The sequence below is a fragment of the Candidatus Pyrohabitans sp. genome, from assembly GCF_054014795.1.
Genome location: NZ_JBPMGE010000019.1, coordinates 1 through 14,623, shown reverse-complemented (window position 1 = coordinate 14,623; position 14,623 = coordinate 1). Strand labels below are relative to the sequence as shown.

Below are 14,623 nucleotides of genomic sequence, written 5' to 3'. Positions count from 1 at the left end.
GAATTATTATTTAAATTTAACGGTGTGCATACAGAAGTCTACCCTACTTCCATAGTATAACTATTTAAAATTTTTGATGATTTCCTCGCCAGGTAGGGCTCGCTGGATTGCCACCTCGCCAGGGACACAATAAAATAAAAATTTAACAGTCTTAAAAGTGGGAAAAAATGTGAAGGTGTTTTACTTGGAAGAATGTCTGACTTCCCCGGATTCTATGGCAATGGCCGCTTTTAGGAGAAGAGTCCAGATTAAGGTGCCCAGAGCCCATATGCCAAGAGTTACCGCTATTTCCGGCAGGGTGAAGTGATACTCATATACCTCACCCAGAGGTGTGGGCACGAAGCCGGCGATTACGAGGATTAAGCCCTTCTCTATCAGGATGCCCAGGATTACAAAGATGCATGCTATGTTAAGGGTGGTGAAGTTCTTGCGCGTCTTGGGGAAGAGCAGCAGAACCGCCGCAATCACCTGCAGAATTATTCCCACCCACATGTAAGGCGTGAGAATATTATAGACCACCCCATCCTTCTCCAGCCCCACAAGCAGATACTTGAGGGGCGCCAGGTGGGAGGTTGTGGTGTAGCCTATAGTGACAATCTCAGAACCCAAAAAGAACAGGTTGACCAGGAGGGCTATTAAAGCCATATGGGCCAGGGTGAAGAGCCCCCTATCACTTATCAATCTATCTCTAGGCAGGCTGTTATAATACTTGCGAATTATCTGGAGTACGACTATCATTGTCGCAGGTCCAACGGTGAATGCGGTCGCGAGGAAGCGGGGTGCCATAAGTGCCGTGTGCCAGAAGGGCCTTGCCGGAATGACGCCGATTATAAAAGCCGTAACCGTATGAATACTGATAGCCCATGGGATGGACAGCAAAATAAAGAAGTAGATCCACTTCTTCAATGGTTCATTGTAGTACTTCTTGTAGAGTATATAACCCGGGATGAGCATGTTGAGGAAAAGGTAACCGTTGAGTACTATCACATCCCAGGGGAGCATGGACTGGGGCCAGTGGGGGGTGCCAACGAAGGGAAAGATGTGCCATAACCTCTCTATTCTTCCCAGCATAGCCAGTACGCAAGCCAGGGAGACGATAACCGCAGAAACTGCCAGAAGCTCCCCGAAAATGGTGATATGCTTGAACTCTTTATACTTGTACAGATAGGCCGGAAGAACAATCATCACAGCACCGGCTGCAACCCCGACGAAGAAGGGGAAGTTGGCTATGTAAAGTCCCCAGTTCGTCTGGTCGGTGGCCCCAGTGATAATAATTCCATACTTGAGCTGGTAATAGTAGGTGTAGAGCCCGAAGAGCAATATTATAACCAGACTCGCCAGCCAGGCATGGTACTTTCTGCTGCCAGAAAGAGAAAGTTTTATAGAGATTATCACGAAGTGCACCAGCTTTTTTAGTAGATTAATCATCTCAATCACCACATGAAGTAGAAGAATTTGGGGTTGGTGCCGAGCTCCTCTTTCAGCCGGAAGACTCGCTTTTTGGCCAGCACCTTCCTCACCTCACTCTCCGGGTCTAAGAGATTGCCGAACTTCCTGGCCCCGGTGGGGCATATTTCCACGCAGGCAGGGTAGCGTCCCTCACGGGTACGTTGTATGCAGAAGGTACACTTCTCTGCAACCTCGTGAGGGCGTGGGCGGTTGCCCAGGTAGTGCATGTCGGGGTTGATCTCATTTTTGGGTATGTAGGGATGGGTGTAGTTAAAGCGCCTAGCCCAGTAGGGACAGGCGCTGAGGCAGTATTTACACCCGATGCACCAGTTGTAGTCTATTACGATTATGCCATCCGGTTCCTTCCATGTGGCCTGGACAGGACAGACCTTGACACAGGGAGGCTTCTCACACTGCTGACACTGCACAGGCATGTAGAACTTGTCCTTCTCGGGCACCTTCTCAGGGTTGTAGTAGTGCTCACTCGTCTCAATGTCTATGCCTGCCTTTACATCGCCAAATTCTGTTCCTATGCCAGTGCGTTTCGTGCCGGGATGTATTTCATACTTCTCCAGGGCAATTACCCTGATCCACTGTTTTTCTTCTTTGGTGGGGTCAGTGGGAGAGGGTCGCGAACAGTTGTTTTCCTTCATGCAGGCGTAGACGCACCGTCTGCAACCGATGCATTTCTTTATGTCCAGAGCAAAACCAAATACAACCCCCTTCATTGGAGGGGTGGTTTTTATTCTGGCATCGACGCCATACTCCTCCTTGTACTCCTTCTCAAGTCGCTCTATTACACGCTGTTTCTCTTCTTCACTCATTTTTTGGTAGTGTTTCTGGAAGAGCTCATCCAGCGTCACGTCAAATACCGGGATGCGCACAGTGGAGAAAGGTATAACCGCGGCTGTTGCACCAGTGGCCGCCTTTTTCAGGAAATTCCTCCTGCTTTTGTCAACCATCCCATTACCTCCAAGCAGCATATATGGCAAGTCCGATGCTCAGTGAAATGGCTATGAAGAAAGACAATGAGTAGTAGGGTAGCTTCTTTCTCTCAGCGGGCTTTTCAGGAGGTTTCTCTGGTTGAATGGGTCTGAAGGCAGGGTCGTGTTGATAGTGGCAGTCTATGCAACCTTTTTCCGGTTTGCCATTCTTCCAGCTTCCCACCCATTTCCCGTGGAGGCGGTCCTGCCAGTCATAGTACAGCACTTCATGGCACTGGGCGCAGACGAGAATGTAGTCCTCAAGGTCTATGGTGGTACCGTTGAGGAGTCTCAACTTGTCCCGGTTTACGGGGTCGTGGCAGGCAAAACACCAGAATCTTCCCCGTCCGTGCTTGAATTCAAACCTGTGATTGGGAGGTCCGCCCTCCAGAACTCTTGGCTTGGGGTTTGGCTCGAGCTGGGCATGGCAGACTGTGCATTCTCCTCCAAGTACCTTCTCCTCCTCCTTCCGGGGCAGCTCCCCGTAGCCCTTCAGGGTCCCCTTTTCCTTGTAGTATTCTCCAGCAGGCCCCAGCTCTTCAAGGCTCTGGGGATGGCAGATTATACACGGCTGCGCGGTATCCTGGGAGTACTGGGGGGTGGCATGGACAAGTCCAAAAAGGAGTGCAAATGTAATCAACATCACCAATTTATTCCATATCCCCCTACTCATCTCCCCATCTCCTAGACAGTTGGTACCTACCCTTTTGGGCAGCATGGCATAGTATATTGAGTTAAGAAATATTTAAATTTTTTGGAACATCTGCCCCTTACATATAAAAAATAATTTAACAACCCCCTATATCCGCCAACTTTTTTTATGCGTTCGCTCAGCTCATGAAGGAGACTTCATATGTCTAGTGTCCCTTTTTAATCACCTGGTTAAACATGTTCGAAGAAACAGGGTTAAAGGTTGAAGTTTAATACATCAGTATGAAGGCAAAGGTGGATCGAGAGCTGTGCATAGGGTGCGGGGCGTGTGAGGAAATATGTCCTCAGGTTTTCAAACTTGACGATGAGGGAAAAAGTCAGGTCATTTCCCAGGAGTGCGACAGCGCTGGCTGCTGTGAGGAAGCCGCGGATAGCTGTCCGGTTGAAGCGATTACTCTGGAATAGGTGGCAGGAATATGCCTCCCCGGGAAAGGAAACGCTTTTCCTGGTCGCTGGATTTAGAGGGCGAAGAGTATGAGGAGGATATTGAGCTGCTTCTCCGGGAGGCAAAGGCTGCCATCGAAAGCACCTCCACGGGGTACTCTGTAAACCTGGTGACTCCAGCATCACTGGGGATGCCGGATTCCCTGATTGAGGAACTCAAAAGGGAGTACGGAGAAAAAATAATGGCAGAGTACGTCGACCAATGCGAATGCGGGGGATATGTAACCCGGGTGACAGTTTTAGAGGAATAGCTTTTTAGAGAATCCTCTCTTTTTTCACGTGAATCTCTTCTATGCTGGCTATGAGGCTGAGCGACTTCGACTACCACTTACCTAAGGAGCTTATTGCCCAGGAGCCCCTGAGGGAGAGGGATGCCTCGAGGCTCATGGTGCTCCGCGGCGATGAGATAGAGCACCGCATCTTCAGGGAGCTAGCCCGCTATCTGGAGAAGGGGGACCTGCTTGTTTTCAACAACTCCCGCGTTATTCCTGCCCGCCTTAAGGGAAGGAAGAGCACCGGTGGAAGGGTGGAGCTTCTCCTGGTGAGGGAGCTTGGGAAGAACCTGTGGGAGTGCCTCTTCAAAGGCAGGCTGAGGGCGGGAGCGGAGATAAGCTTTCCTTCCGGAATCTCGGCGAGGGTGGAGCAGAAGGGTGAGGGCAGGCTGCTGGTGCGCTTTAGCGGAGGCGATATCAGGCAGGCAATATGGAGGATTGGGGAGATGCCGACACCACCGTACATAAAGAGGAGGGTGGACAACCCCGAGGAGTACCAGACGGTTTATGCGAGCAGAGAAGGTAGTATAGCTGCGCCCACCGCTGGCTTTCACTTCACCCGGGAGCTTCTGACAGAGCTTCGCTCTCTGGGCGTTGAGCTCGCCTTCATAACCCTCCACGTGGGCCTGGGAACCTTCCAGCCGGTGAAGGTGGAGGAGGTGGAGAGGCATAGAATGCATGAGGAGCACTTCGATATACCGGGCGAGGAGGCTGAGAAGATAAACAGTGCTCTGGAGGAGGGAAGGCGAATCTTTGCTGTGGGCACCACCACTGTGCGCGCCCTGGAGAGCGCCTTTGCTGACGGCAGGGTTGCCCCGGGCGTCTCGGCCACTGAGCTCTTCATATACCCGGGGTATGAATTTAAGCTGCCCTACTCTGGCTTGATAACCAACTTCCACCTGCCCTGCTCCACGCTTCTGATGCTGGTGAGCGCCTTCGCAGGCAGGGAGCGCATCATGAGGGCCTACACAGAGGCGGTTCGGCGCAGGTACCGCTTCTACAGCTTCGGGGATGCGATGCTGATATTCAGGTGAGCTCCTCATTATATATAAAAACCCCAGTGACAACTATCCCTATATGGACCGCCTTGGTATTGCCCTTGAGGAGATTAAGAGGAGGAGGGTGGGCACGGGCATAGTGCTGAAGCCCCAGAACATCTACTACCTCACCGGCTTCTATCCCTCGGCCTTTGCGGCACTCATTCTGCAGGACAGCCCGAGGCTCCTCGTCTCGCCCATGGATGGAAAGCGGAGCGAGGGTGCGGGCGTGGAGGTGGAGGTGGTCAGAAACTTCAGACGGAGGCTCAGAAGGATAAAGGGCAGGCGCGTTGGTATAGAGAAGGGGTACGCCAGCTATGAATTCTATGAGCGATACCTTAAATCCAGGCAGGTGGTCAGCCTGGGCTTCATAGAGGATATGCGAAAGGTTAAGGACAGGGGGGAGGTGAGGAGGATAAAAGCTGCTGCGAGAATCGCCGAGAAGGTTATGGGGGAGGTTGCGGAAAGGCTTGCGGGTGCGGGGAGTGAGAAAGAGCTTGCTGCGCAGGCGGAGTATCTTCTGAAGCGCAAAGCGGATGCGGCCTTCGATGTGATTGTTGCCTCCGGTAAAAACTCTGCTGTGCCCCACCACACACCAGAGGCGGTGCCCGTTGAACCCTCTTCGATTATAGTGGACCTCGGGGCCAAGGTTGAGCACTACTCAAGCGATATAACCCGCACCTTCTCCCTCACCGAGAGCAATGCCTTCAGGGAGACCTACGAGGCTGTGATAGAGGCCCAGAAGGCGGCGATTAAAAAATGCGTGGCGGGCACGCCTGTCAGAGAGGTTGACCTCGCAGCCAGAGAGGTGCTCAGGGAGTACCGCCTTGAGAGGTACTTTCTTCACTCCACGGGGCACGGGCTCGGGCTGGAGGTGCATGAGGCTCCCACCCTGAGTGCGCAGAACCGCAGGGATGTGATTCGCGAGGGCATGGTGCTTGCAATTGAGCCGGGGGTTTACAGGGAGATTGGCATAAGGGTGGAGGACATGGTTTTAATAGGAAAAAGACCAAAGCTTCTCACGAGCTTCAGGAAGTGATTGCATGCTAATGAGCTTCAGAGGAACCTCACCCAGGGTGGGCAGGCGGGTGTTCATCGCGCCCTCGGCTCAGCTCATAGGCGATGTGGAGATTGGAGACTGCTCAAGCGTCTGGCACAACGCTGTGATTCGCGGCGACAGGGCAGGGATAAGGATAGGCAGGTACTCAAATGTGCAGGACGGCGCAGTGCTCCATGTTTCAAAGGGTTTCCCTGTGGAGGTGGGCGACTTTGTGAGCATAGCCCACGGCTGCGCTGTCCACGGGTGCAGTATCGGGGACAACTCCCTCATAGGCATGGGTGCTGTTGTGCTCAACGGCGTCAGCATAGGCGAAAACTGCCTGGTGGGCGCCGGGGCTGTGCTGCCAGAGGGCAGGAGCTACCCGCCGAATTCGCTCATCCTGGGTGTACCCGCAAAAGTGGTGCGGGAGCTGAGCAGAGAGGAGGTTCTCGGGATAAGGAAGAATGCTGAAGTCTACCACAGCCTTGCGATGGAGTACATGGGTGAGGAGCCATGAAGCTCCTGCTCATAGACCCGAGCGTCGCAGGAATAAGCGGCGATATGTTCATCGGCGCACTTCTGGACCTGGGTGCCCCCCTGGAGCCCCTGGAGGAGGCTGTAAGGCTGATTGGTGCTGAGACTGGCAGAGAGGTTGGATTTGAGATTGAGGATGTGGAGAGGAAGAGTATCAGGTGCAGGCGAGTGGTGCTGAAGGTGAGGGAGGACTTTGAGGGGCTGTCCTATGATGATATCAGGGGCTACATGGAGAAAATCCTCGAAGAATGCCGGATGGGCAGGGAGGCAAAGGACTTTGCCATAAGAACCCTGGAGACCCTTATAGAGGGAGAAGCACAGGTGCACGGCGGCAATGCACATCTCCATGAGCTTGGAAGTGTGGACACGCTCTTCGACATCCTGGGCGCAGCCTCGCTTCTGGATGCGCTGGGGGTTTTCAGGGACTGCAGGGTTGTCTCCACCCCTGTAAATGTGGGCTCTGGGGTTGTCAAAACCTCCCACGGCGAGCTTTCTGTGCCCCTCCCGCTGGTTGCCGAGATTCTCAGAGCTAAAGCAGTGCCCTTTTTGAAGAGGCATAGCGGCGAGCTCGCCACACCCACGGGGCTGGCGCTCCTAGCATGCCTTGTGGAGGAGTTCTCTGAGGAGCTTCCAGCTGCAAGGCTTCTGGGCGTTGGAAGAGGTGCCGGTGAGAGGGAGCTGGAGGGCGCGCCAAATATGCTCCAGCTCTACCTGTGCGAGGCGCCTTCGCTGGAGAGGGAGCAGATAGCACTTCTGGAAACCAGCGTGGATGATGTGCCCGGGGAAATTCTGGGCTCCGCCGTAGGGGAGCTTTTCAGGGCGGGGGCGCTGGATGTGCAGATTATACCCACTGTGGCCAAGAAAAACCGCCCGGGCTATGTGGTTCAGGTAATTTCTCCTCTCGGGCAGGAGGAGGCACTTGCTCAGCTTATGATGCGCGAACTGGGCACCCTGGGGGTGAGGTTCTCCCGCATAAGTATGCGCTTCAGGCTGCGGAGAGAGACAAGAAAAATCAGGGTGAGAATCTCGGACTATGAGGGCGAGGTGCGGGTAAAGCTCGGCATAGATGCCAGGGGCGAGGTTGTGACGCTGAAGCCGGAGTATGAGGATGCAAAGCGCATCGCCGGGCTCACCTCCCTGCCCCTGCGCGAGGTGCTGGCCAGGATTGCGGAGGAGGCGAGGCGCAGATTTTTGTGAAGTTATTCGCAAGAGCCTGCGGTTCGAAACTTCGCAGCGCGGTTTGCTATGAGTGCCGCAACTATGCCAGCGCCGAAGCCGTTGTCTATGTTGACCACAGCCATGCCCGGGGAGCAGCTCTGGAGCATGGCAAAGAGCGCCGTCTCACCCCTGCCGTGAATGCCGTAGCCTGAGGAAACAGGCAGGCCTATCACAGGGATGTCCACCAGCCCGGCGACAACGCTGGGAAGCGCCCCCTCCATGCCAGCGGCCACTATTGCGACATCAACGTCCTCGTTCACAATCCTCTCAAGCGCCGGCAGGAGGCGGTGGATGCCGGCTACACCTATGTCCCGGAAGGAGCACACATCACAGCCCATCTCCCTCGCAATTACCTCGGCTTCCTCTGCGGCGGGTATGTCGGAGCTTCCGGCGCAGAGCACTGCCACCTTACCTCCCGTCTTCTGCGGCTTGAAATCCCCTGCCTTGAGCACCACCAGCCCGGCGTCGGGATAAACCTCCACCCTGGCTGCGCCCTTAAACTCCCTCCTGAGCGCCCTTATCTTCTCCTCATTCAGGCGGGTGATTATACACCTCCCCCTTACTTCCAGAAATTTATGTGCAATTTTTATTATCTGCCCGGCGCTCTTGCCCTCGCCGAAAACAGCCTCCGGAGCGCCTGCCCTGGCCTCCCTGTTGATGTCAAGTTTTGAGAGGCCAGATATCTCTTCCAGGCTGAAGAGCTTAATTCTGCTCTCCGCCTCCTCCAGGCTTAGCCTACCGGCTACAAGCTCTTCAAGCACTTTTCTCAGATGCATATAATAGAAAAAAGGGAGGCGGTTTAAAAATCTATGCCTAATTTATCAGGAAGTATATGTTCCTGCCACTTCTGGATTCCTTGCGCAGATACTTGTAGAGCATGTGGTAGTGGATGAACATCTTTATGTTCCCGGGATTAACGTCATAGCCCCGCTCCTTGAGCCTCGCCGCGATCTCATCGCCTGCAAGTTTCTCCCTCCCGTTAAACACCTCGAGTATGGCTCTAACCTTTTGGGCAGTGTTGGCAAACCTCCTCATGCTCATCCCTCACCTATTAATAGTCCCAGAAGGCTGATATAAAATTTTTCTGATAACCTTTGATATGCGCACACAAAATAAGAACAATCTCAACCCGTTATTGTTTCTTTTTGTTTCTCTATGTTCCTTTCACGGATATGCCCACGAATATCTATTTTTCACAATTGCGCATATGCAGCTATCAAAAATAACACTTCCAGACGTTTCCACATAAAGATTCACGACTTCTTTGCAAGATATATCTTGTTTCTTCTGCCCACCTGCTCTTTCCTAATTGCTCCTCTCTTCTCAAGCTCAGATAATATCTTGCTCACCTTTGTTTTGGAAAAACCTGTGATTTTAACAATATCTCTCTGATCTATTCCGTCGTTATCTATTATAATCTTCATAATCTTCTGCTCGTCCTCCTTGAGGATTTCTATCTTCTCTTCCATCCTCTTCTTCCTGTCGAAAAGCGCCCTCACAGATATCCCCCTCACCTTCAGATACTTGTAGGTGAGAAACATTATGACCACAGCGGCAAGTACGAGCGATGCTATGTAGATATAGAGGATTTTTGTCTCCAGGAGCTTCTCATAAATAACAATTACCCGGAAATCCTTAAATTCCGGTGGAATTGGCTCGTGGAGCTCCCACTTGAGTATGACCCTCCTTCCATCTGAGGTTGGCTCACTCTCCGGGCTTACGCCGTTTTCAACCACACCATAGCCAGGTGGAAGCGCCACTGTAAACTTGAAGTTCTTAACATTTGCGAAGAGGGAGTGGGTTACGCTTAGCACATAGATCTTTTCGTGCCTTTCGACGATGTTTTCCAGTGTATAGAGGTATGTAATTTCATAGGCATCGCCGAAGCGCATAGGTCTGGGAAGTGCAGTTACGATGTAGGAGCGCTCTCCCCTCTCCTCTATCCTGAAGTCGAGGGCCTCCTCTCCGCTTTTAACCACCACATTCTTAAGCTTCCCGGAGAAGGGGTATCGAAACTCAGCAACTGTGGTGTTCTGATTGTTGAAGATGCTGAGTGTTACTTCCTCCCTTCCATAGGTGTCCTTTATCTCTAGGCTTGCCACATAGTTTGTGATTTCAATTCCATAAACAGGGCTGAGCAGCACCAGCAGGAGCACAACTCCCAGTACGAACCTCATCACAGCATCCTCTCCAGAGCTTCCACGCCCTTCATCCCGCGCCTTATGCCAAGCGCTTCCGCTGCACCCGTAACCTCTGAAACCTCCTTTTCAAGCATCTCATCAAAGGTGTTAACACCCCTCACAACCGCGGCGGCGTCTCCAAGCTTCTCCGCCACCTCTGTGTTAAGGTAGCCGCACATCAGGTAGCCCCTTTCCGCCTTAATCACTATAAGGGGTGCCTTCCCCAGCAAAACTCTCAATCCAATTGCAGTGCCTTTTTCAAGGGCGATTTTTTCTATCTCCATGGCTACTCCCGGCTTCGCTCTGAGTAAACCTCCTTCAACCACTGATTGACTTATTGCCGGGGGCATATTTAACATTTCCGAAAGATACATCTCAGGTGGTGTACTCGGCATTTATCCTGACATACTCGTAGGTTAAATCGCAGCCGTAGGCCTCGCCCTTACCGCTGCCGAGGTTCAGCTCTGCGGTGATGTAGATCTCCTTCTGCCTGAACACCTCCTCAGCAGCCTTCAGCGCAGCGGTGCCCTCCAGGGCGATGGGCTTGCCCCGCTCCACAAGGCACACACCCCTCTCGTCTCCCTTTCCGCCCACATACAGACTCAGCTTCTCTGGCACAACCCTGGCACCTGAATAGCCCAGGGCGGCGATTATCCTGCCCCAGTTCGGGTCGCCCCCGAAGACCGCACTTTTTACCAGGTTTGAACCCACCACTGCGCGCGCCGCTAGGTCCGCCTCTCTGTTGCTCACCGCACCCGAGACCCTGACTTCAATGTACTTCGTGGCCCCCTCTCCGTCTCTGGCGATGCTCTTCGCGAGCATCTGCGCAACAAAATTCAGCGCCTCCTGAAAGCCCCCGCTGCTCTCATTTCCCGCCTCTCCGCTTGCCAGCAGCACAACCATGTCGTTTGTGCTCATATCTCCGTCCACCACCACGCGGTTGAAGCTCTGCTCAACAGCTTTAGCGAGAGCCTCGTCCATCTCCTCCCTCTCCAGGCGCGCATTCGTGGTGAGGAAGCACAGCATGGTGGCATGCCTAAGCCTCGGCGCTATCATGCCTGCACCCTTGGCGATGCCACCCACCTCAATGCGGGTGCCGTCGCTGAGCTCAGCCTCCACCGCAGAGAGCTTGGGAAAGGTGTCTGTGGTCATTATCGCCCTGGCTGCAGCCTCACTCGCCCCTGGTGAGGCTTCAAGCCTGGCCGCGGCCTCCTCGGCGAGCCCCTCAACCCTGGCGATGTCCATTCTCCTGCCGATAACACCCGTGCTGGCAACCAGGTAATTTTCGGGTGCACCTCCCAGAAGCCTGGCCGCAATGCTGCACATCCTGCGCGCATCCTCCATGCCCGCGCTGCCGGTGAAGGCATTCGCATTGCCGGAGTTTGCGATTATACCCAGTATTTCCTTCTCAGCATGCTCCCTGGAAATCAGCAGAGGCGCCGCCTTAACCCTGTTCTCTGTGACCATAACAGAGGCTTTAGCAGGAGCCTCACTTCTGATAAGGGCGACGCCGTACTTCCCGCGCTTCACACCCGCCGCCCTGAAGCCGGAGATGCAGACGCCGCGATTTATAACCCGAAGTTTATGCAAAGCCTACACCTCCACCACTGTGCCGTGATGCTCCCCTCCGCGCAGCGCCGCCTCTATGCGGCTGAGCTCACCTTTGACCACTATGGTTCTGAGCCTGTGCTCCCCTATTATCCTCACCGCCTTGGGGTCGAGGACCGCAGAAGCGCCGGCCCTGTGCTCCCTGCCCACAATTCTGAGCAGCTCCTCCACGCTTATCCTCTCATACTTCCTAGCCCCGGGATTCTTTTTCGGGTCCTCGCTGTAGACCCCGTCGACGTTGGTGGCATTTACCAGAAGCTCTGCGCCCAGCTTTGCTCCGAGCATCGCAGCCACGGCGTCGGTGGTGTGCCCTGGCACAGTGCCTCCCATCACTATAATCCTGTCCCACTCCTCTACCTCCTCCACCCTCTCAGGCACATGCGGATAGGCCAGGTCGCCTAGGGCGGCGATCACCAGGCGGGCGTTCATCCTGGTGGCGAGTATTCCGAGCTCATCGCAGAAGCTCTCACCCGCCCCGAGGCTGCGAGCGGCGGTGATGTACTCCCTGGCCACCCTGCCGCCGCCCACCACAACCGCCAGGCGGTGACCCTCGCGGTGCAGCCTTGCGATAAGGGAGGCGAACCCCTCAATAAAATCCAGGTTTATACCCGGGGAGGCAACTATGGAACCACCGAGGCTAAGCACAGCCTTCAAATCTCTCACCATGTTAACTTTGCTACGTGATTCATCCGGTATATATTTAAACTTTTAGGCGGAAAGCTTAAAAATAAACAGGAAAGGACAATAGAAGGACTTCCTTTCTTTTCATAATTCTGGTGGTATGATGGCAAAAGCATCCTCAGTTGAACTGCACAGGCTGAAAAAAGAAATAGAGTTCCTGGAGAGCAAGAAGGGCAAGGGTACAGAGCTTATAAGCCTCTACATCCCGCCGGATAAGAACCTCGCCGACGTCATGAGTCAGATGCGGGAGGAGTACTCCCAGGCGATGAACATAAAGAGCACAAGGACGAGGAAGAATGTGCAGTCTGCGCTTGAGGTCATAATGCAGCGCCTCAAGCTGTTCAAGCGCCCTCCCGAGAAGGGGATGGTGCTTCTCGTGGGCACAATTCCTCACGGCACCAAGGATAAGATGGAGGTTTACATAATAGAGCCCCCCGAGCCCATAACCACCTACATCTACCGTTGCGACTCCCAGTTCCTCCTCGAACCCATAAAGGAGATGCTGGCGGAGAAGGGCACCTATGGCTTATTGCTGGTGGACAGGAACGAGGCCACAATAGGCCTGCTGAAGGGGAAGCGCATAGAAACGGCGCGCAGGATAATCTCCAACGTACCGAGAAAGCACGGCCGCGGAGGGCAGAGTCAGCGCCGCTTTGAGAGGCTCATAGAGATAGCTGCCCACGAGTACTTCAAGCGCGTGGGAGAGCAGGCGAGTGAGATATTCATGAATGTGCCAGATTTGCGGGGCGTGCTCATCGGCGGCCCGGGCCCGACGAAGGAGTTTTTTGTGAATGCCGACTACCTGCACCACGAGGTCAAGAAGAAGATTATCGACGTAATAGACACCTCCTACACCGACGAGTTCGGCCTGACAGAGCTGGTGGACAAGGCGAGCGGCGTCTTCGAGGAGCTGGAGATTGTAAAGGAGAAGAAGCTGGTGCAGAGGTTTCTGAGTGAGGTGGTCAAGGACCACGGCCTGGCGGCGTACGGTTTGAAGGAGGTGAGGGAGTACCTCCAGATGGGTGCAGTGGACACGCTGCTCTTCTCGGAGGATGTGGAGAGCTACCGCGTTACCATCGCCTGCGCCAGCTGCGATTACAGTACTGAGAAGACGGTCAAGGATTTGAAGATGCTGGAGCAGCAGCTCAACCGCGAGCAGTGCCCCAAGTGCGGGGAGCGTGCCCTGGCGATTGAAGACTTCAAGAGCACCCTGGACGAGCTCAAGGAGCTGGCGGATGCGACAAACGCCAGGGTTGAGGTGATCTCCACAGAAACAGAGGAGGGTCAGCAGCTCCGGAGTTTTGGTGGGGTGGCTGCCATCCTCCGCTACAGACCGAGGTAGTACCATGCTGAGGGAGATAAAGAGAGAGGCAAAGGAGCTGATTCTCGATGCCGCAGGTCCTCTCGCAGAGGGTGTCGAGGTTGCCATTGAGGAGCCCAGGCAGGGGTACGGCGACCTCGCCTCGCCGGTGTGCTTCACTCTCGCGAAGAAGCTGAAGAAGCCTCCCGCAAAGCTTGCCGAGGAGCTTGTTCTGCGCATCGACGTGGGCAGGGCGAGGTTTATAAAGCGCGCAGAGGCGCTCAACGGATTCATAAACTTCTACCTGGACCACGAGGCTCTCGCCGGGGCGGTTGTGGGGGAGATTAAGGAGATGGGCAAAGACTACGGAAGGGGTGAGGCGAGGGGTGAGAGGGTGATACTGGAGCACACCTCCGCCAACCCGGACGGCCCGCTGCACATAGGCCACGGGAGGAATGCCATACTGGGCGATGCCCTTGCGAGAATACTGCGCTTCGCCGGCTGGGAGGTTACCACCCAGTACTACCTGAACGACATGGGGAAGCAGCTTGCAGTGGTGGTGCTCGGGCTCCGAATGCTTGAGCTTGACAGGGAAAAAAAGCCTGACCACGCCATAGCCGAGGTTTATGTGAGGGCCAACAGGATGGTGGAGGAAAGCCAGGAGCTCCAGCGGGAGCTTTCCCTGCTTATGCGCGCCTATGAGGCGGGTGAGGAGCGCGTGGTTGAGGAGTTCAGGTCCGCGGCGGAGTACTGCCTCCGGGGCATCACGGCCACGCTGGAAAGGCTGGGAATAACCCACGACATGATTACCTGGGAGAGCGAGTTTGTGCGCAGCGGCGCTGTGGATGAGGTGGTGGAAAGGCTTCGCTCCACCAGGTATGCGAGAGACGACGACGTGCTCTACCTGGACCTTGAGGAGTTTGGTATAGAGAAGGAGCTGGTGCTGCGCAGGAGCGACGGCACACTGCTCTACGCCACCCGGGACATAGCCCACCACCTGTGGAAGGCGAGGCTGGGCAGACTTATAAATGTGTGGGGTGCAGACCACAAGCTTCTCGCAAAGCAGCTGAGCGCTGCGCTGCGCATTCTGGGCGAGAAGGAGCCCGAGTTTATAATATACGAGTTTATATCTCTGCCTTCAGGGCGGATGTCCACCCGGAAGGGGGT

General features: G+C 54.5%; 17 protein-coding genes. 8 read left to right on the top strand and 9 right to left on the bottom strand.

Annotation, left to right across the window (positions count from 1 at the left end):
- Positions 1-180: 180 nt before the first annotated feature.
- Genes nrfD through ACXJJW_RS02120 form a run of 3 tightly spaced genes read right to left on the bottom strand, consistent with a single transcriptional unit; the run spans position 181 to position 3,150 of the window.
- Positions 181-1,428 carry an NrfD/PsrC family molybdoenzyme membrane anchor subunit gene (gene nrfD, locus ACXJJW_RS02130; protein ID WP_456474069.1) on the bottom strand — a complete coding sequence of 416 codons (1,248 nt, stop codon included), beginning with the start codon at positions 1,426-1,428 and terminating at the stop codon, positions 181-183.
- 5 nt (positions 1,429-1,433) lie between these two features.
- The gene (locus tag ACXJJW_RS02125; protein WP_456474068.1) at positions 1,434-2,411 is read right to left on the bottom strand and encodes a 4Fe-4S dicluster domain-containing protein; all 978 of its coding nucleotides are present in this window, start codon (positions 2,409-2,411) and stop codon (positions 1,434-1,436) included.
- Between the two features lie 4 nt (positions 2,412-2,415).
- Complete coding sequence (locus tag ACXJJW_RS02120; protein ID WP_456474067.1) at positions 2,416-3,150, bottom strand: hypothetical protein; 735 nt, start codon at positions 3,148-3,150, stop codon at positions 2,416-2,418.
- Positions 3,151-3,365: 215 nt separating this feature from the next.
- Between ACXJJW_RS02120 and ACXJJW_RS02115 the strand changes: the two genes are divergently transcribed.
- From ACXJJW_RS02115 to larC, 6 genes are read left to right on the top strand one after another with little or no spacing between them, the layout of a single operon-like run.
- The gene (locus tag ACXJJW_RS02115) at positions 3,366-3,548 is read left to right on the top strand and encodes a ferredoxin (protein ID WP_456474066.1); all 183 of its coding nucleotides are present in this window, start codon (positions 3,366-3,368) and stop codon (positions 3,546-3,548) included.
- Between the two features lie 11 nt (positions 3,549-3,559).
- Complete coding sequence (locus ACXJJW_RS02110) at positions 3,560-3,838, top strand: CGCGG family putative rSAM-modified RiPP protein (RefSeq protein ID WP_456474065.1); 279 nt, start codon at positions 3,560-3,562, stop codon at positions 3,836-3,838.
- A gap of 50 nt (positions 3,839-3,888) precedes the next feature.
- Positions 3,889-4,893 (top strand): tRNA preQ1(34) S-adenosylmethionine ribosyltransferase-isomerase QueA, encoded by a 1,005-nt coding sequence (gene queA / locus ACXJJW_RS02105; RefSeq protein ID WP_456474086.1) that lies wholly within the window; start codon positions 3,889-3,891, stop codon positions 4,891-4,893.
- A 43-nt stretch (positions 4,894-4,936) separates the two neighbouring features.
- Positions 4,937-5,935, top strand: a complete 999-nt coding sequence (locus tag ACXJJW_RS02100) for a M24 family metallopeptidase (RefSeq protein WP_456474064.1) — start codon at positions 4,937-4,939, stop codon at positions 5,933-5,935.
- A gap of 4 nt (positions 5,936-5,939) precedes the next feature.
- Positions 5,940-6,452: a gamma carbonic anhydrase family protein gene (locus ACXJJW_RS02095; RefSeq protein WP_456474063.1), complete on the top strand. Its 513-nt coding sequence runs from the start codon at positions 5,940-5,942 to the stop codon at positions 6,450-6,452.
- Entirely contained in the window at positions 6,449-7,666 is a 1,218-nt protein-coding gene (gene larC / locus ACXJJW_RS02090; protein WP_456474062.1) for a nickel pincer cofactor biosynthesis protein LarC, read from the top strand. Before ACXJJW_RS02095 ends, larC begins: the two co-directional genes overlap by 4 nt.
- A 2-nt stretch (positions 7,667-7,668) precedes the next feature.
- On the opposite strand, the gene larB is transcribed toward larC, so the two are convergent.
- The 6 genes from larB to pyrH form a co-directional block, all read right to left on the bottom strand.
- Complete coding sequence (gene larB, locus ACXJJW_RS02085; protein WP_456474061.1) at positions 7,669-8,463, bottom strand: nickel pincer cofactor biosynthesis protein LarB; 795 nt, start codon at positions 8,461-8,463, stop codon at positions 7,669-7,671.
- Between the two features lie 37 nt (positions 8,464-8,500).
- Positions 8,501-8,722, bottom strand: coding sequence for a hypothetical protein (locus ACXJJW_RS02080; RefSeq protein WP_456474060.1), 222 nt, complete (start codon positions 8,720-8,722; stop codon positions 8,501-8,503).
- 218 nt (positions 8,723-8,940) lie between these two features.
- Positions 8,941-9,864, bottom strand: coding sequence for a helix-turn-helix transcriptional regulator (locus tag ACXJJW_RS02075; protein ID WP_456474059.1), 924 nt, complete (start codon positions 9,862-9,864; stop codon positions 8,941-8,943).
- Positions 9,864-10,217, bottom strand: a complete 354-nt coding sequence (locus ACXJJW_RS02070; RefSeq protein WP_456474058.1) for a YunC family protein — start codon at positions 10,215-10,217, stop codon at positions 9,864-9,866. Before ACXJJW_RS02070 ends, ACXJJW_RS02075 begins: the two co-directional genes overlap by 1 nt.
- 25 nt (positions 10,218-10,242) lie before the next feature.
- The gene (gene argJ / locus ACXJJW_RS02065; protein WP_456474057.1) at positions 10,243-11,457 is read right to left on the bottom strand and encodes a bifunctional ornithine acetyltransferase/N-acetylglutamate synthase; all 1,215 of its coding nucleotides are present in this window, start codon (positions 11,455-11,457) and stop codon (positions 10,243-10,245) included.
- Between the two features lie 3 nt (positions 11,458-11,460).
- The gene (gene pyrH, locus ACXJJW_RS02060) at positions 11,461-12,129 is read right to left on the bottom strand and encodes a UMP kinase (protein WP_456474085.1); all 669 of its coding nucleotides are present in this window, start codon (positions 12,127-12,129) and stop codon (positions 11,461-11,463) included.
- 130 nt (positions 12,130-12,259) lie between these two features.
- Between pyrH and prf1 the strand changes: the two genes are divergently transcribed.
- Positions 12,260-13,498: a peptide chain release factor aRF-1 gene (gene prf1 / locus ACXJJW_RS02055; protein ID WP_456474084.1), complete on the top strand. Its 1,239-nt coding sequence runs from the start codon at positions 12,260-12,262 to the stop codon at positions 13,496-13,498.
- Between the two features lie 4 nt (positions 13,499-13,502).
- Positions 13,503-14,623: arginine--tRNA ligase (gene argS / locus ACXJJW_RS02050; protein WP_456474056.1), on the top strand; the 1,121-nt coding region annotated here is incomplete at its 3' end.